The sequence below is a fragment of the Streptomyces oryzae genome (assembly GCF_017676365.1).
In the GTDB taxonomy this organism is placed as follows: domain Bacteria; phylum Actinomycetota; class Actinomycetes; order Streptomycetales; family Streptomycetaceae; genus Streptomyces; species Streptomyces oryzae.
The window spans coordinates 1-16,610 of sequence record NZ_JADKMA010000176.1 but is presented as its reverse complement, the minus strand read 5'-3'; the positions used below and the strand labels follow the sequence as shown (position 1 = coordinate 16,610).

The 16,610-nt window shown below is 69.3% G+C and carries 15 protein-coding genes, 1 tRNA gene and 1 pseudogene; 8 read left to right on the top strand and 9 right to left on the bottom strand.

From position 1 onward, the window contains the following. The 3 genes from ITI46_RS26935 to ITI46_RS26925 form a co-directional block, all read right to left on the bottom strand. Positions 1-1,052: SUKH-4 family immunity protein (locus ITI46_RS26935; protein ID WP_504739819.1), on the bottom strand; the 1,052-nt coding region annotated here is incomplete at its 3' end. 7 nt (positions 1,053-1,059) lie between these two features. Beyond that, positions 1,060-2,073 carry an SMI1/KNR4 family protein gene (locus ITI46_RS26930; protein WP_209242500.1) on the bottom strand — a complete coding sequence of 338 codons (1,014 nt, stop codon included), beginning with the start codon at positions 2,071-2,073 and terminating at the stop codon, positions 1,060-1,062. Between the two features lie 145 nt (positions 2,074-2,218). Beyond that, the gene (locus ITI46_RS26925) at positions 2,219-3,103 is read right to left on the bottom strand and encodes a hypothetical protein (protein ID WP_209242499.1); all 885 of its coding nucleotides are present in this window, start codon (positions 3,101-3,103) and stop codon (positions 2,219-2,221) included. A gap of 228 nt (positions 3,104-3,331) precedes the next feature. Here ITI46_RS26925 and ITI46_RS26920 point away from each other — a divergent pair, with 228 nt between their 5' ends. Further along, positions 3,332-3,946, top strand: a complete 615-nt coding sequence (locus tag ITI46_RS26920; protein WP_209242498.1) for a YwqJ-related putative deaminase — start codon at positions 3,332-3,334, stop codon at positions 3,944-3,946. Further along, complete coding sequence (locus ITI46_RS26915) at positions 3,943-4,485, top strand: SUKH-3 domain-containing protein (RefSeq protein ID WP_209242497.1); 543 nt, start codon at positions 3,943-3,945, stop codon at positions 4,483-4,485. The genes ITI46_RS26920 and ITI46_RS26915 overlap by 4 nt, the downstream gene beginning before the upstream one ends. Before the next feature lie 9 nt (positions 4,486-4,494). Here the strand turns inward: ITI46_RS26915 and ITI46_RS26910 are convergent, their stop codons facing one another. After that, positions 4,495-6,192, bottom strand: coding sequence for a sensor histidine kinase (locus ITI46_RS26910; RefSeq protein ID WP_209242496.1), 1,698 nt, complete (start codon positions 6,190-6,192; stop codon positions 4,495-4,497). Between the two features lie 179 nt (positions 6,193-6,371). On the opposite strand from ITI46_RS26910, the gene ITI46_RS26905 reads away from it, so the two are divergent. From ITI46_RS26905 to pth, 6 genes are all read left to right on the top strand, one after another. Next, a complete protein-coding gene (locus ITI46_RS26905; protein ID WP_209242495.1) occupies positions 6,372-7,241 on the top strand; it encodes a hypothetical protein in 870 nt (289 codons plus the stop codon). Between the two features lie 11 nt (positions 7,242-7,252). After that, positions 7,253-7,324 (top strand) — tRNA-Gln (locus tag ITI46_RS26900). 124 nt (positions 7,325-7,448) lie between these two features. Then, positions 7,449-8,999 carry a bifunctional UDP-N-acetylglucosamine diphosphorylase/glucosamine-1-phosphate N-acetyltransferase GlmU gene (gene glmU / locus ITI46_RS26895; RefSeq protein ID WP_209242494.1) on the top strand — a complete coding sequence of 517 codons (1,551 nt, stop codon included), beginning with the start codon at positions 7,449-7,451 and terminating at the stop codon, positions 8,997-8,999. A 157-nt stretch (positions 9,000-9,156) separates the two neighbouring features. After that, positions 9,157-10,134 carry a ribose-phosphate diphosphokinase gene (locus tag ITI46_RS26890; RefSeq protein WP_209242493.1) on the top strand — a complete coding sequence of 326 codons (978 nt, stop codon included), beginning with the start codon at positions 9,157-9,159 and terminating at the stop codon, positions 10,132-10,134. Positions 10,135-10,378: 244 nt separating this feature from the next. Beyond that, complete coding sequence (locus ITI46_RS26885; RefSeq protein WP_209242492.1) at positions 10,379-10,987, top strand: 50S ribosomal protein L25/general stress protein Ctc; 609 nt, start codon at positions 10,379-10,381, stop codon at positions 10,985-10,987. A 152-nt stretch (positions 10,988-11,139) separates the two neighbouring features. Continuing rightward, complete coding sequence (gene pth / locus ITI46_RS26880) at positions 11,140-11,730, top strand: aminoacyl-tRNA hydrolase (RefSeq protein ID WP_209242491.1); 591 nt, start codon at positions 11,140-11,142, stop codon at positions 11,728-11,730. Positions 11,731-11,740: 10 nt separating this feature from the next. Here pth and ITI46_RS26875 read toward each other — a convergent pair whose 3' ends face one another. From ITI46_RS26875 to ITI46_RS26855, 5 genes and pseudogenes are all read right to left on the bottom strand, one after another. Continuing rightward, a complete protein-coding gene (locus ITI46_RS26875) occupies positions 11,741-12,103 on the bottom strand; it encodes a hypothetical protein (RefSeq protein ID WP_209242490.1) in 363 nt (120 codons plus the stop codon). Between the two features lie 639 nt (positions 12,104-12,742). Then, a complete protein-coding gene (locus ITI46_RS26870) occupies positions 12,743-13,399 on the bottom strand; it encodes a hypothetical protein (RefSeq protein ID WP_209242489.1) in 657 nt (218 codons plus the stop codon). Then, positions 13,396-14,004: a hypothetical protein gene (locus tag ITI46_RS26865; RefSeq protein WP_209242488.1), complete on the bottom strand. Its 609-nt coding sequence runs from the start codon at positions 14,002-14,004 to the stop codon at positions 13,396-13,398. The genes ITI46_RS26870 and ITI46_RS26865 overlap by 4 nt, the downstream gene beginning before the upstream one ends. A gap of 8 nt (positions 14,005-14,012) precedes the next feature. Continuing rightward, positions 14,013-16,328 (bottom strand): hypothetical protein, encoded by a 2,316-nt coding sequence (locus tag ITI46_RS26860; RefSeq protein ID WP_209242487.1) that lies wholly within the window; start codon positions 16,326-16,328, stop codon positions 14,013-14,015. Positions 16,329-16,344: 16 nt separating this feature from the next. Beyond that, positions 16,345-16,610, bottom strand: a pseudogene (locus ITI46_RS26855) (hypothetical protein); the annotation flags it as partial.

Here is a 16,610-nt window from a genome sequence, read left to right as displayed (position 1 = left end):
GCGCCAGGGGCTCCGGGCGGCGGGGGCACGGAGGGGCCGGTGCCGCGGGACGCGGGCCGCGCGGGGTTGTCGTCGCGCGGGGCACGGCTGGTGGCGGCATCCGAGAGGTCGTCAGCGCCGGGCGTGCCGGGGGCGCCCGGCATCTGGAGGCCGCCCTGGGAGGGGTCGGCCAGCATGGTGGCGGCGTGGTGCACCCCACCGCCTCCGGTGCCGTCACCCCCTTGTCCGGTGACGCCGGGCGCACCACCCTGGGACGGCTGCCCAGGAGCCTGCTGAGGCTGCGCGGGCTGCTGAGGCTGCTGGTGCGGCGGCTGGGGCTGCGGCTGTCCGAAGTCGGCGTCCGGCCCCGGGTCGATCGCGGGGGCCACCGTTGTCTTGGGCAGCGCGCTGCCCTCGGGAAGCAGCGCGGTACGCGCCTCCGAGCCGGGCGGCGGCGGGGTGTCGTCCTCGTCGCTGCCCATGAGCGGCGGCGCGAACACCGTCGCCGGCGGGGCCTGTGCCTCACCGCTGCCGGCACCCCCGGTGTCGGCACCGTCCCAGGGGCTGGCTCCGGTGGAGTTCCCGCCCAGCGAGTCGCCGAGCGCGGCGGCGGGCGCCGCGGGCACCCCCGCGCCCTCGGAGCCGAACCCCGCGCCCTCGGACGCGCCCGGCGCGGCCGTGGACTCCGCACGCCGGTCCGGGATGCCCATCTTGTCGGCCGCCTGCTGCAGCCACTCGGGCGGCGTCAGCAGGAACGAGGTCGCTTCCAGGTCGAGCCGTTTGTCCGAGGGCGGCGGGGGCGTTGCGGCCGGTTCCTCGCCGTACTCCTCCTCGTAGCGGCGGATGACCTCGCCGACCGGCAGCGCGGGCCACAGCGTCGTCTCCCCGCTGTCGCGGGCGATGACCAGCCGGAGGTTGCCGCCGTCGGCGGCGGGTCCGCCCTCCCGGTCCTCGGCCCAGGCCACGAAGCCCAGGTCGAACTCGCGTACCCGCACCTCGCGGTGCTGGTACGCGGGGACGTCGCCGTTGACCCAGCGCTCGGCGCGCTCCTGGGCCTGCGCCAAGGTCACCATCGCGCTCTCACCTCTCCAACGGGACGGCGCGGGCGAAGCCGCCGTCCACCATCAGGTTCGCCACGGTCTCCAGCTCCGGCGGGTTCCCGGCCAGCCGCAGCAGGAACTCGTCGAAGTCCGCGCCGCACGGCCGCAGCAGCCGCTCCACCCGCTCCTGGACCTGCAAGCCGTCCGCGTCCCTGGCGTCGTCGAACGCGCAGAACCACACCGAGCCGAGCGCGTCGCCCTTCACCTTCACCGCGACCAGTCCGCCCTGCACGAAGCCCACCCCGAGGTAGTCCTTGGTGAGGTGGTCGCGCAGGCACTTGTTGATGTAGACGAGGTCGTTGACGGCCGCGTCGTCGCGCACCGTGAAGAACGGCTGGTCCACCAGCAGGCCCAACTCCGCGTCGAGCGCGACACCCTGCGGGGCGCAGCCGCCGGCGATCTTCAGAAACGTCCGGTAGGCGCCGGGCAGCCGATAGCCCAGCCGCTCCTCGATGTCCACGACCTGCCGCTCGCTCACCGCCGACTCGGGGCCGTGCGGAACGGCGAAGTGCGCGGGCCGGGTCTCCTGGAGGGGGCGCGTGCCGGTCTTCTCGTGGTCGACGGCCGCTGTCGCCAGCCCGCCGTGGTGCCGCAGCAGCGCCTTGATCTCGACGGGTACGAGCTCCATCCGCCGGCTGTGCGGTACGTGGTGCCACGTCCAGCCGTGCGGGGTGGCCACGGGCGGCAGGTCCGCCCACAGCTCGTGCCCCTCGGCGTGCAGCGCGGCGTTGGCCGACACATAGTCCGTCAGGCGCAGTTCGTCGCCGCCGAACCCCTCAGGGGGCTCCGCGATCTCCGCCGCCGCGCGCGCGTAAGCGGAGAAGTCCGGGAACCCGCTGTGGTCGACCCGCACCCCCTGGGGGTAGCGGGCCGCCCTGACGGGATCCGGGAAATTCACGACCTGCCCGGCGTACGCCCGGTTCGGTGGCGAGGCGGCATTCCCCCGGCCCTGGGGTCCGGGAGGTGCCCCCACCCCAAGCCGACCTGTCGTCATGGCGTTGGCTCCCTGCTGCTTCTGGCTGGTACCGAACAGCCTATGCGGTACGACAGCAGGCAGACACCGGCCCTGGTGATCGGCCCGTGATCAGCGCGTTGTCAGCGCGTGGTGTGCGCGTGGTCGGCGCGTGGTGCGCACGCGGTCAGCTTTTTCCGGCCTCCTCCAGCTTCGCCAACTGCTTGTCCATGAGCTGCTTGGGCTGCTCGGGCCCCTTGCCGGTCAGCGAGGTCGACATGAAGGTCATGGTGTTGGCGCCGGAACGGACAACCGTCACCTGGATCCCATAAGGCTTGTTCTTGGCATTGGTCATACCGAACCGCACCGAATCGTCCCCCATCCCCGGTGACGGCTGCGGCCCGACGACCACCTTCTCCTGCTTCCCGCTGCCGTCCGGCTCGTCGAGGATCTCCGGGCACTTGTTCGTCGCCGTCTCGAGATTCCCCACGAACGTCTCGGCCTCGCCGGGCCGGTAGGCGGAGAGCAGCACCTGGTGGATCGTGCTCTGGGTGCTGAGCTGGTCCTTGCCGCCCTTGAGGAGGCTTGCGGCCGCCCAGGCGGTGCGCTTCTGCTTGGAGTCCTTGCTGAAGAGGTCGATCAGCGGGCGGCACTCCGGGCCGGCCGGCGGGGGATCGTCGTCCAGCGCGTCCCTGCTCTCATGCGCCCGATAGCCCGGCGCATCCTTGGAGTTGAGGAGCGCGGCGCGCAACTGCGCCTCGGTGAGCGGCTTCGCGGAGCCCTTGTCCGGCTTGTCGTTCTCGTCGGTCTCGTCGCCTTTGCCGCCGTCCGAGCCCTTGTCCTCGCCGCCTTTTCCGCCGTCCGCTTCGGCGCCCTTGCCGCCGTCCTCGTCGCCGCCGTTCTTACCACTGCTGCTGCCGCCGTCGCTCTTACCACTGCTCTTGGCGTCCCCGTCGTCGCCCCCGCCGCCACCGCAGGCGGTGAGCGGCAGCAGCAGTGCGGGCAGTACGGCGAATGCCGCGAGCGTACGGCGCGTCGAGCGGGAGCGCGTACGCATCGTCGTGCGGGTCATGGCCATCCCTCTCAGTTGGGACTGGCCATCATCCGTCGCCCCCGGGGGGCCCACAGGGCGCTCTTCACCGCACCATCACCACCGCCACAATTCCACGACATCACCGGCGGAATGATCGACTCATGCGCCACACTGCATACTTGGGCGAGCCCCGGCACAGAGGGGACACTCTGGGAGGAATCTCCATTGCACACGGCACCACAGGCGCAGACACCGCGGCAGCAGGAAATGCCGCAGTCGCAACACGGCTCGTACGCCAACTCGTACAGCAGTGGCGACCCGCGCGTCGGCTGGATAGCCGCCGTCGACTCCCTCAGCGCCACCGCACCGGTCCTGCGCCAGCGCCGCGACGGCATTCTGCCAGCCGTCGCCGCCGCGCTGTCCATCCGGGGCGAGACCCTGACCTGCACCGGCAGCAAGAGCGAACACCCGCCCACCCACCACCCGCTGGTGCAGGACTTCCTGGACACCCTCACCACAGAGCGCCGCTCCCGGCAGACGGGCCGCTGCCCCGAGGCCGTACTGCTGTCGCGCTATCTGACCGCCACCGAGGCCGCCCGAGCCGACAAGCGCAACGGACGCAGGGCGACCAAGAGCGCCAGGAACGGCAGAGGCGGCAGAGACGCGGCAGCCAAGGCGGCCCGCTCCGCGAAGGCGGCCAAGCCACTCACGCTGAGCGAGGCCAAGCGCGCCCTCAAACACGCCAAGCTCACCGCGCGCCGTATCCGCGAGGACGGCGATCCGCTGCACGGCAGTTACGCGCCACCGTGCCGCTCCTGCGGGGCACTGCTGGCCCACTTCGGGGTGCGGGCCGTCGACCCGGCACAGGAGCGCGCGCAGTGACCACCCGTTTCGCCGTCGCCGTCGACGACTCACTGCGCAGCGCCGGGTGGGCGCCCGGCCGGTGGGACATCCGGCAGGCCGAGCAGTGGGCCGACACCCTGCGCGGCCACATCTCTGCCGGCGGCCACCGGCACGCCGTCTTCCCCGCGGCCGTGGAGGTGTGGGCCGAGTTCGGCACCCTGCACATCACCCCCACCGGCCCCGGCCGCCACATCGCACCCTCGCCCGTGTCCATCGACCCGCTCTCCGGGCTGTACGCGGCACGCACGTTCGCCGACCTGGGCCGCGCGCTCGGCACCCAGGTCTGCCCGATCGGCACCGAGGGAGAGGACGAGGCGCTGCTGGCCATCGACGCCGAGCGCCGCGTCTACAGCATCGACGCCACGGGCGACTGGTATCTGGGCGCCGACTTCGACTCCGCGCTCTCCGCACTGCTGATGGGCCTGGTCCCGGCCCGGCTGAGCGCCGGTCCGCCGCCGCCCGCACCCCGCGAGGGCAGCGCCGGGCCCGGAGGGCTCACGGACGCGCGTACGGGATGATCGCGGGGCTCACGAACGCGCGTAGGGGATGATCGCCGAGACGCGGAAGCCGCCCGCGTCCGTCGGCCCGGAGACGAACCCGCCGCCGAGCGCCGTCACCCGCTCCCGCATCCCCACCAGGCCGTTGCCGCCGCTGGGCAGCCCCGCGTCGGCAGCGCCGTCGACTGCCGGATCGTTCTCGACCTGGAGCGCCACCTCGGCCGCGCGGTGTGCGACCCGCACCCGGGTGGCCGCGCCCGCCGCGTGCTTGTGCACATTGGTCAGCGCCTCCTGCACCACCCGGTACGCGGTCTGCTGCACCGGCTGCGGACAGGCGCCGTCGGGGCTCCCCTCCACGCTGAGCTCCACCGCCATCCCCGCGGCACGCGACTGCCCCACCAGCACATCGAGTTGCGCGAGGGAGGGCGCCGCATCGTGGTCTGACTGCAGCGCGCCGTCCTGCGACCCCGTGTGCGCTCCCTCTTTCCGGGCGTCGGCGGCCCCCGCACTCACCCGCCCGGCTGCCGCCGAAGCCAACTCGGCCAGCCGCGAGGACGCCTCGGCCACACCGTCACCGGTCTGACGGGTGACGGCCGCAGACGCCCCCGGAGCACCGGAGGCCGGGGAACCGGAAGCGGACGCAGAGAGGGCTCCTGCATCGGAGCCGGTCGAGGCAGCACCCGCCGCACCGGAGCCGGACGACACCGAGCCGGGCGCAGCGGAACCAGAAGCAGAGCCAGAAGCAGAGCCAGAAGCAGAGCCGGCCGCAGCCGAACCGGCGACAGCGGAACCGACGCCGGCCGAACCGGCGGCGACACCGGAACGCTCCGCACTCCCGGTCCCCGTCCCCGTCTCCACCTCCGCGTTCCCGGCCCTCTTCTCCCCCTTCTCCCCCTTCTCCCCCTTCTCCGGTTCGCCGGACCGCAGTACGCCCAGCATGGTGCGCAGCTCGTTGAGGGCCTGGCGGCCCATGTCGCCCACCAGCGCGGCGTTCCTCGCCGCCTTCTCCGGGTCCTTGAGCGCCACGGCCTGGAGCGCCGCCGCGTGCACCACCATCAGGCTCACCCGGTGGGCGACCACGTCGTGCATGTCGCGGGCGATGCGGGTGCGCTCCTCATTACGCGCCCACTCCGCGCGCTCCTCCGCCCGCTCGGCCAACAGCGACAGCTCGCGCTCCAGGCCGTCGGCGCGCTCCCGCAGCGACTCCACGAGCCGCCGCCGCGCCCCCACGTACAGGCCGGCAAGCACCGGCGGGGCCGTGACACCGATCGACATCAGGATCGAGACGAGGGGGACGAACCAGGAGGAGGGGTTGAAGTCGGGGTCCCGCCCGATGCTCTGCTCCAGCCGGAACGTCGTCATCACCAGCATGCCGATGGCGGCCATGGAGGCCAGCAGTCCGGTGATCCGGCGCGGCACCTCGGTCGCGGCGAGCGTGTAGAGACCGACGACACTGAGGAAGGTGCCCATTTCGGCCGGTATGACGGCGATGGCCACCAGGACGACGGCTATCGGCCAGCGGCGGCGCAGCACCAGCATCGCCCCGGCGACGGCGCCCAGCAGCACCGCGAGCACCCCGGGGATTCCGGTCTCCCGGGCGAAAGCCTGCCCCTGAATGGCACACTCCGCGGCGGAGGCCGCGCCCAGGGCGATATCGAGCACCGCACCACGTGGTCTCTCCCACCACCACGGCCCGCCCCGCGTACGGTTTTCCCCCGTCTCGGTCATACCGACCACCCTACGACCGCAGGCCACCGCCTTGTCCCGCCGATCCCCGGAACATCCCATTCCGCGTAGCTGTCTGCGACGAGGCGATCAAGCAATCGAACAGAACCCTTTTCACTCGAACTGAGCAATGGAACACGTTTTCCCGGTGCGCGTCAGGGGTGGCCGCCGAGACTCACCTCATGCCACGCACACACGACGCCCACCAGTACGAACAACTCCGCGAGCAGGCCGTCGCCCTGCGACGCGAAGGGCTCAGCCGCCGCCAGATCCGCGACCGCCTCAAGGTCAGCAACAACGACCTCCTCAACCGCCTGGTCCAAGGCGAACCCCCACCCGCCTGGACCCGCCGCCCCAACGCCAAGGACGACCTGCGGGCGCGGGCGCGCGAGCTACGACGGCAGGGCTGGACGTACGACCGGATCGAACTGGAGCTGGGCGTCTCCCGCAGCTCCGTGTCCCTGTGGGTACGGGACCTGCCGAGGCCGCCGCGGCGCACCCGGGAGGAGGCCGCAGCCATCGCCAAGCGCGGCTGGGAGCGCACGCTCGCCTTACGCGAAGAGGAGCGGCAGCGAACCAAGGCAGCCGCCACTGCGGAGATCGGCACCGTGAGCGACCGGGAGCTGTTCTTGATCGGAGTGGGGCTGTACTGGGCGGAGGGCGCGAAGGCCAAGCCGTGGCGGCGCGACGAGATCGTCGTCTTCGTCAACAGCGACCCCGACATGATCAAGCTCTTCCTCGCCTGGCTGGACCTGCTGAAGGTGGAGAAGGAACGTCGGCGGTACTGCGTGATGATCCATGAGTCGGCCGACTTGGAAGGCGCCCAACACTTCTGGCAGGAGCTGACCGGCGCCGCGCCGCAGAACTTCTATAAGCCGCTGCTCAAGAAGCACAACCCGAAGACGGTCCGCAAGAACACCGGGGAGAGCTACCGCGGCTGCCTGACGGTACGTGTGCGACAAGGCGCTGAGCTATACCGTCGCATCGAGGGCTGGTGGTACGGCATAGTGTTGGGTGTCAGTTCGGCCACCCAAGAGGAATGCCCGAAATGACCCGCTTGCTATCCCCCGTGGTGTAATGGGCAACACGATTCGCTTTGGACGAATTATTCCAGGTTCGAGTCCTGGCGGGGGAGCCCACAGCACACAAGACCCAGGTTCGAGCCCTCACCGCCGACCGAGCCCCGCCCTCCCTTCGCCCGGCGAACCCCCCGGTATCCTGCGGGACAGCACCCACCCCCGAAGCCGAAGGGCACACCCGTGAGCGTCACTCGCCCGGCAGCCGTCGTCGTTCTCGCAGCGGGTGAGGGCACCCGCATGAAGTCGGCGACCCCCAAGGTCCTGCACGAGATCTGCGGCCGTTCACTGGTCGGCCATGTGGTGAGCGCCGCACAGGCGCTGGATCCCGAGCAGCTGGTCGTGGTCGTCGGACACGCGCGGGAGAAGGTCGCCGCGCACCTGGGGCAGCTGGACGCCGGCATCAGGACCGCCGTGCAGCACGAGCAGAACGGCACCGGGCACGCGGTACGGATGGCCCTGGAAGAGCTGGGCGGCGAAGGCCCCGCCGGAACGGTGCTGGTGACCTGCGGCGACACCCCGCTGCTGACCGGGCGGACGCTGCAGCAGCTGGCGGACACCCACACCGCGGACGGCAACGCCGTGACCGTACTGACGGCCGAGGTCCCGGACGCGACGGGTTACGGCCGCATCGTGCGGGAGAGCGGCGGCGGCGCGGTCACCGCGATCGTGGAGCACAAGGACGCGACCGAGGAGCAGCGCGCCATCCGCGAGATCAACTCGGGGGTGTTCGCCTTCGACGGCCGGCTGCTGGCGCAGGCGCTGGGCAAGGTCCGTACGGACAACAGCCAGGGCGAGGAATACCTCACGGACGTCCTCGGCATCCTGCGGGAAGCCGGTCACCGGGTGGGGGCCGCGGTGGCGGGCGACCACCGGGAGATCGCGGGCATCAACAACCGGGTGCAGCTGGCCGAGGCCCGCCGGATGCTGAACGGCCGGCTGGTGGAGGACGCCATGCTGGCGGGCGTCACGGTCGTCGACCCGGCCACCACCTGGCTGGATGTGAGCGTGACGTACGAGCCGGACGCCACCGTCCACCCGGGCACCCAGCTGCTCGGCAGCACGCATCTGGGCGCGGACAGCGAGGTGGGCCCGAACACCCGGCTGACGGACACCCGGGTGGGCACGGGCGCGGTGGTCAGCAACACCGTGGCGCAGGGCGCGGAGATCGGCGAGGGCGCCTCGGTCGGCCCGTACACCTATCTGCGTCCGGGCACCCGGCTGGGCCGCAAGGTGAAGGCCGGCAGCTATGTGGAGATGAAGAACGCCGAGATCGGCGAGGGCACCAAGGTGCCGCACCTGTCCTACGTGGGTGACGCGGTGATCGGCGAGCACAGCAACATCGGCGCCGCGAGCGTCTTCGTGAACTACGACGGTGAGAACAAGCACACCACGACCGTCGGCTCGCACTGCCGGATGGGCGCGGACAACATGTATGTGGCTCCTGTCACGGTCGGGGACGGTGCCTACAGCGCCGCCGGGTCCGTGATCACCAAGGATGTGCCGCCCGGCTCGCTGGCCGTGGCGCGGGGTCAGCAGCGCAATATCGAGGGCTGGGTGGCCCGGAAGCGCCCTGGCAGCGCCTCGGCGCAGGCCGCCCAGGCGGCTCAGGAGGAGCAGGCGGCGGGCGCCCGGGAGACGGCCGGCGCGTCCTCGGATGCGCCCTCGAACGCGTCCGAAACCACCCGTTCCGCGAAGGAGGCGGCGGGGCAGGTTCCTGCCGAGGAGGGTTAAGGCCGGGTATCCGGTTGTCTGAAGCGGGGCGTACGGTTATGAGAAGCCCAATTGGCCATCCGGCCGAAAACCGACGCCGCCCCAGCACATCCGACGGCCGACGACGCCGCCCCCCGCTGAGCCGCCGTGCGGCACACCACACAGGGAGACAACAGCAGTGACCGGGATCAAGACGACCGGCGAGAAGAAACTCATGCTCTTCTCCGGCCGCGCCCACCCCGAACTCGCCGAAGAGGTCGCCAAGCAGCTCGGTATCGGCGTGGTCCCGACCAAGGCTTTCGACTTCGCGAACGGTGAGATCTACGTCCGCTTCCAGGAGTCAGCGCGCGGCGCCGACTGCTTTTTGATGCAGAGCCACACGGCTCCCATCAACAAGTGGATCATGGAGCAGCTCATCATGATCGACGCGCTGAAGCGGGCGTCGGCGCGGAGCATCACCGTGATCGTCCCGTTCTACGGCTACGCCCGGCAGGACAAGAAGCACCGCGGGCGCGAGCCGATCTCGGCGCGGCTGATGGCGGATATGTTCCAGTGCGCGGGCGCTGACCGCATCCTCACCGTCGACCTGCACACCGACCAGATCCAGGGCTTCTTCGACGGCCCGGTCGACCACCTGTTCGCCCTGCCGCTGCTGGCGGACTACGTGGCGGCCAAGACCGACCGCGACAAGCTCACCGTCGTCTCGCCGGACGCGGGCCGGGTCCGGGTGGCCGACCGCTGGGCCGACCGGCTCGGCGCCCCGCTGGCCATCGTCCACAAGCGCCGGGACCCGGATGTGGCGAACCAGGTGACCGTGCACGAGGTCGTCGGCGATGTCGAGGGCCGGGTCTGCGTTCTGGTCGACGACATGATCGACACCGGCGGCACCATCTGTGCCGCGGCGGAGGCGCTGTTCGCGAACGGCGCCGAGGACGTCATCGTCACGGCGACCCACGGCGTGCTCTCCGGTCCGGCCGCCGACCGGCTGAAGAACTCCAAGGTCAGCGAGTTCGTCTTCACCAACACGCTGCCCACCCCGGGCGAGCTGGAGCTCGACAAGATCACGGTGCTGTCGATGGCGCCGACGATCGCCCGCGCGGTGCGCGAGGTGTTCGAGGACGGCTCGGTCACCAGCCTCTTCGACGAGCAGGCATAAGACGAGCAGGCACAGCCGGCCCGGCCGCGGGCCCGGCCTGCTGATCGATTTCCGACCGGCCTCCCTCGCCGCGTAGACTCTGCGAGTCGCTCGGCGAGGGAGGCCGGTCGTTGTAGGTCGTACGTTGTACGTCGTACGTCCGGACCGGATGCTCCGTTATCGACGCGCGCTCTTCGTAGCAGGTCCGTCGGGACCGAGTGGCACCGCAGACATCCGTACCACCGTCGCTTACGAGGAGCGCAGCATGGCTGACGTCAACATCAGCGCGACCATCCGCAACGAGTTCGGCAAGGGCTCGGCCCGTCGGCTCCGCCGCGAGGAGAAGGTTCCCGCCGTCATCTACGGCCACGGCGCCGAGCCGGTCCACGTCGCGCTGCCCAGCTACGACATGATGATGGCGCTCAAGACCCCGAACGTCCTGATCCACCTGGACGTCGAGGGCAAGAAGGAGCTCGTCATCCCCAAGGCCGTCCAGCGTGAGGCCATCCGCGGCTTCCTGGTCCACATCGACCTGCTGACGGTCAAGCGCGGCGAGAAGGTCCAGGTCGAGGTCCCGATCCACCTCGAGGGCGAGCTGGCCCCGGGCCAGAACCTGATCGAGCACGTCTACAACTCGCTGCCGGTCGAGGCCGAGGCCACCCACATCCCCGAGTCGGTGACCGTCTCCGTCGACGGCCTGGACGTCGGCGACCAGATCCTCGCCAAGGACATCGCCCTGCCGGGCGGCACCTCGCTCGCCATCGAGGGCGACGAGACCGTCATCCAGATCCTCGCCGCGCAGGCGGAGGAGCCGGCCGCCGAGGCCGAGGAGGGCGCGGAGGGTGAGGCCGCGGCTGCCGAGGCCGCGGAGTAACACCCTCGGCACCTTCGCCGTACCCCGCGCTTTGCGAGCGCCGGGCGGGCCGCGCCGACCACGGCGCCCCCGCCCGGGGCTCGCGGGCCGGCGCTCGCGGGCCGGGGCGGCGGGCGCACCATCTCACACGACCGAGCGACCGGAGGACCACCATGTCGGCCACCACCCCGTGGCTCATCGCCGGACTCGGCAACCCGGGCCCCGACTACGCCGGCAACCGCCACAACGTGGGCTTCATGGTCGCTGACCTGCTCGCCGGCCGGATGGACGCCAAGTTCAAGTCCCACAAGGGGGCCCGCGCCCACGTGGTCGAGGGCCGCATCGGCATCCCCGGTACCACCAGCACCCGCGTGGTGCTCGCCAAGCCGATGTCGTACATGAACGTCTCCGGTGGCCCCGTCAAGGCGCTGCTGGACTTCTACGGCATCAGGACCGACCGCCTGCTCGTGGTCCACGACGAGCTCGACATCGACTACGGCACCCTCCGCCTCAAGCTCGGCGGCGGCGACAATGGCCACAACGGCCTCAAGTCCATCACCAAGGTCCTGGGCCGCGACTACTACCGCGTCCGCTTCGGCGTCGGCCGGCCTCCCGGCCGGATGCAGGTCGCCGACTACGTCCTGAAGGACTTCTCCGCGGCGGAGCGCAAGGAGCTCGCCTACTTCGTCGACCGTACGGCCGACGCGTGCGAGGCGCTGATCACCGAGGGCCTGGAACGCGCGCAGAGCACCTACAACAGCTGACGCGCGGGGGTCAGTCCCGGTTGATGGACTGGATCTCTTTCACCGTGACGGCAACTTCCTGGGTGGACTCCCCCTGCGGCATCCCATGGCGCGGAGTACCGTCCGGACTGTCCCCCTCCGCCCAGGAGACCCGCCACGTCAGATACGCCTTGAGCGTGCGGGACGTTCCCTTCGCTGTGGCGCGGCGGTAAGTGATGTTGCAGCCGGCGTCCTCGGTGTTCACCGCGTAGCCCCCGCCCTCGCTCTTTGCGAGGTCGTACGTGCAGGTGGCGGGGTCCGCGTCCTTCGTACCCGCTTCGAGCCGCAGCCGGTGGGGCTCCGCGACCGTGGTCGCGGCCAGATCGAGCCCCGCCAGATGGATTTCCGCGGTCACCCACACGCGGCTCAGTTTCTTGGCGAAATCGGGCGTGGGTGGCCAGATTCACCACCTGCTGGCCGGCCTTCGGGGAGAGGGTCAGTGGCGGCGCGGGCAGGGTCGTCTTCTTGTAGGCGAGCCCGGCGAGAATTTCCGGGTCGAGTACGGGTGCGCCGGTGGGCGCCGGATGGCCCGGCCCGATGAAGACGAACCCGTCCTGGTCGAGGCACTTCCGGGGAGTGCCGCCGGTGGTATCGGTGTCATACCGCATGACATACCACTCGCCCTTGTCCCCGATATGCATATCCGGATACTTCGCCCGCACCCCGCCTTCCCCGTTCCTCGCTTCACCATGCCGGACATCCACGGTCGTGGCGTACTCGGAGAACTCCTCGGGCGAGTACCGAGGCTCATACCAACACGCGGGCGGCTCCCAATCGGCGCCTTGCGCAGGGGCCATGGCGGCTCCACCGGATTCCGGTACGTGGTGGAGGGAGTACTGGACGCGGGAGGTGATGTTGTTGGGTTTGTTGTTCTGTGGGGGTGGCTCGGGTTCCGTGGTGCCGTCCCATCCACCGCCATTTCCAGCCAACGCAGGGGGCGCCGCCGATAAGAGGATCGCCACGGCAGTCAGCGCCCACGCCGCTGTTCTCCTGTTCACCGCGCGCATTTCTCGTCTCCTCCATTCCCTGCCATGGAGATGACCACCCACGTATCACCACGCTTTTCCATGATGGCCTTCCCGCTGGTGAAGTCACTGATGCTCGGCTTGGTGCGAACCACCTTGCCGGTCTTCACCATCTTGGCGAAGGCATCACGTTGACTTTCGCAGAAGGTGACAGCAGCAGCACTTTTTCCTACGGTGACCTTGCGGTTGTAGTAGCGGTATGTGCCTGTACCTACTTTTCCCTCCGCGCGGTACTTCTTCACCCGCGACTGCACTTGCTGCCCCGCGGCGTCCTGGTAGTAACGGTGGACTACCGGCACATCCGGCTTGCCAGTGGCGTACGCCAACGCCATGGCTTCGACCGCGTACGCGTGGTCTCTCAGAACCTCGTCCTTCTTCGGATCGCCAGTCATGTCGCCGTCGTCGAATACGGTGCGGACTCCTTTGGGAAGGTCGAATTTCGGCGCGTCCGTGCCATCGGACGCGCTCGCGCCTGAACTCGGCGACGCCGACGCCGCCTTCTTGCCCTCCTTCGCGCCCTCGATGCCATCGCTCTTGGCGGAGCCATCGCCTCCCCCGCAACCGCTCAGCAACGCAAGCCCTGACACCGCCACCGTCACCATCGCCGCCCGCATGAATGAGCTCACCTGCCGCCTTCCCCTCTCGTTATCCGGACCGGCCCCTTGGGGAGTTCCTCGGCGCCTTTGCATTTGTAGACTTTCTGCGCGAGGGTACGGGCTGCGTAGCCCGTGAGATCCTCGAGTTTCGGGAGGCTTCCCTTTACGTTCCCACGGACCACACTCGCTCCTACATTCAAGGCAAGCGTGGCTTTGGGCTCATCTCGGGAGGGACATGGGATATCAAGGCTGATTGCGCCACCAGTTTTGTCATACGCGCCGTATGCGGAGCCCAACTCCGCGACGTACTTGTGATCCTCCTGCACTTCACGGCGGCTGTCCGGATATCCGGGGTGGTCGACACGGAAGCCTACAGTCAGGTGATCCGTGTACACTTCACAGACCGGCGCCAGTGATCGTTTCGGGTTTCCCGGAAAATCACGGAAGAGCTCGGATTTGATTTCCCCCTCAGCGCCAGAGAAAAGAGGGGCTACCCTTTCCCCTGAAAAGATTCCCCCGCACACACGGTCGGGAACAGCCAGACCTTCCTTCTTCTCCGGCTGAAGCAACCAAGCGGTCGCGGCAACGACGATCGCAGCCAGTGTTCCGCACCGCACGAATGCCCGCTTACCCACTGACTGCCCTATTTTTTCGGGAAGTCGTCGGCTACAGCATTGGCAACATCGGTGGCTGCCCAGTCCAAAGCATCGCCTTTCACTCCCGCATGGGCGCCTGCGACTCTCGCGATCTTCTCCATCGTCTCCGCTTCCCTCTTCCTTTCGCTGGCAAGGAAATCCCGGCGCTGTTCCTCCACTTGGTGCGCGATCTCCTCAGGGTCCTTCCGGTAGTGATCGAAGACGGCCTCCTGGACCGCCCCTGCCACCTGTCCCGCCGCTTCGCTTCCGTAGGTCAGGCGGCCGAGCCCCATGTCCACAACTTGGCCGACCAGCTCTTGTTTCTTGTCGAGCGATTCGTTGTAGCGCTCGGCGGCTCCCACCTTGTCCTCAGCAGCTTCGATACCGTCCGCTCGTCCTGCAGCTGCCTCAGCAGCGACCTGCGCTCCCGGCTCCGCGCCCTTTACCGCCGCGTCCATCACGCTGGCGTCGCCCGCTGGATTCTGCATCGAGTTGCGAAGAGCCTCTGCCGACACCGCATGGGAGGCATGGGTGATAGCTGCATAACCATCCGGGTCCTGGGACGCAGTTCGCAGAAAGCGGCCAAGCGCCTCGTTTTCCACTGTCCCCAATTCCGCATCTGCACCTTGCATGGCGATCAATCCTTCGGGGACACGGACGGTGCCCCGCTGCACATCGCGCATGTAGTCGGCAGCCATGTTTCCCATGTGGGACTGGAGCGGTTCCAGGTCTCCGCCGTGCTCCACAAGCGGGGCGTTGTGTCTGCCGCCCAGCCGTTCAACGACCCGGTGGAACAACTCCGCCTGGTCCTCGGTGTGCTTCAGCGGCGGCCCCTCATCCCCCGGAGGGCGCCCCGTCGTTGCTGCTTCAAGGGCGCCGCCCAGAGCGTCCTTGCCGATCTTTGCGGAGTCGTCGTCGCCGTCGGGGGGCCACTCGCGCGGCTTGATCGGGTCGCTGCCTTCCTGGTCACCGAAGAAATAGTCGAAGTTGGCCATTTCCTTGGGACCCTGTTCGTCGTCTCCGGTGTACGCGTTGAAGAACTCCGTGGCGGCGTCCGGGTTGTGGCTCAGGCCCTTCAGCAGGCCGGTCATGGGGTCGTAGCCGGTGCCGCCGTGGGGGTCGAGGTTGAGGGTGGTGGTGCGGCGGGCGTTGTGGGGGTTGGGCCAGCCGGCGGGGCCGAGATCGTTCCGGCGCTCGGTTTCGACCATGTCCTTGCCGACCGAGTTGAGGAAGTCCTTGTCGTACTTGCCGTGCCGGAGCATGTTGCCCAGCACCTGGTAGCCGAGGACTTTCTGCTGGGACATGGCGTTCTTGCCCCACTCGTTGCTCTGGGGATCGTGTAAGAGGACAGGCTGCTTTCCGGCCTTCTTCAGTTCGGCCGTCCAGGCGCTGCCGAGATGGTCGCTGTTTCCGTCCTTGCCGCCGCCCGGGTGGGTGGCCAGGGCGAGGCCGGCGTCCAAGGAGTTCTGGATGGTGCGGGAGAGTTCGCGGCGGGTGTCCCCGCCACCCGTGGAGGCGTCGACTCCCAATTGGCCGTGCAGGCGCAGGGCCTGCTCCGGGCCCAGTTCGCGGTAGAAGCGGGTCGCGAACTCGGCGTCCTTGGCGTTGTATTTCGTCAGGTCGCGCAGGCGTTGCAGGTCCGGGGTGCTCAGTTCCCTGCCGTGGGCTGCCAGCTGCAGTTCCTTCTTGGCGAGGCGGGTCGCCTCCCGCGCCTGTGCGTCGTCCAGGGATTTGTACGTGGCGTGCCCGGCGTCGTGCTTGTCGGCGCCGTGGCTCTTGGCGATGTACCGCGCTGAGGTGGTGTCGATCTCGCGGGCTTTGCCGATGAGATAGTTGAGCCGGGATTCGATGGCGTCCCGGGCCTCCCGCTCCTGGGAGGTGCGCTTTTCGCCGCTGCCGCCCACGTAGTAACCGCTCGCCGTGGTCGCGGCGTCCGTGCCCCGGCGGAATTCGCAGGTCACCGTTCCGTCGCCGTTGTCCTGGATGTGGACCCGGAGTTTGTGGGCCTTCTCCTTCTCCGCCTCCACGTCTTTCTGGATGTCCGCCAGCTCCTGGTGGGCGTCGTCCATCAGGTTCCAGATGCTTTCGGCTTCCCGCCGCAGGTCCTCGACCTCTTCGGCGATCTTCCGGACGAAAGGGCGTACCGCGTCCGCGTTCACCCCTTCCCAGTGGGCGTTCCGCGCCTTGCGGTTCATGTCGTTCTCGGCTTCCGAGGCCCGCGTCTTCAGTTCGCTCTGGACGCGGTTCCAGTCGGCCACCGCCGACCCGAAGCTGGATAAGTCCACCGACACCAGGTCGCTGTAGGTGATCCGCGACTCCTTCATCCCCCGCCATTCCCCCTCAGTGCAGCAGTTTGGTGATCTGCGACGGCGGCAGTTCCCTGCCGTCCTTACCCAGAATCTGCGCACCGATCTTCCGGTCCTCCTCGCCGTGGTAATCCTTGGAGAAGTCCAGGTGGTTGGAGATGTGGGCGCAGCCTTGCAGCACGGTGTTCACCTGCGACGTCCAGAACTTCGCGGTACGGGCCAGCTCCGCGCCCAGGAGGAAGGAGTGGCTCTTGAGATGGGTGGCGGCGCGTTCGGTGGCGCCTTCGCCCCTGCCGCCCC

What these genes read in the sequence shown, in the direction of transcription:
- ITI46_RS26910 (WP_209242496.1), bottom strand. Translation starts at nt 6,192, where the DNA reads ATGACCGAGACGGGGGAAAACCGTACGCGGGGCGGGCCGTGGTGGTGG.
- ITI46_RS26860 (WP_209242487.1), bottom strand. Translation starts at nt 16,328, where the DNA reads ATGAAGGAGTCGCGGATCACCTACAGCGACCTGGTGTCGGTGGACTTA.
- pth (WP_209242491.1), top strand. Translation starts at nt 11,140, where the DNA reads ATGTCGGCCACCACCCCGTGGCTCATCGCCGGACTCGGCAACCCGGGC.
- ITI46_RS26930 (WP_209242500.1), bottom strand. Translation starts at nt 2,073, where the DNA reads ATGACGACAGGTCGGCTTGGGGTGGGGGCACCTCCCGGACCCCAGGGC.
- ITI46_RS26925 (WP_209242499.1), bottom strand. Translation starts at nt 3,103, where the DNA reads ATGACCCGCACGACGATGCGTACGCGCTCCCGCTCGACGCGCCGTACG.
- ITI46_RS26920 (WP_209242498.1), top strand. Translation starts at nt 3,332, where the DNA reads ATGCCGCAGTCGCAACACGGCTCGTACGCCAACTCGTACAGCAGTGGC.
- ITI46_RS26905 (WP_209242495.1), top strand. Translation starts at nt 6,372, where the DNA reads ATGCCACGCACACACGACGCCCACCAGTACGAACAACTCCGCGAGCAG.
- ITI46_RS26885 (WP_209242492.1), top strand. Translation starts at nt 10,379, where the DNA reads ATGGCTGACGTCAACATCAGCGCGACCATCCGCAACGAGTTCGGCAAG.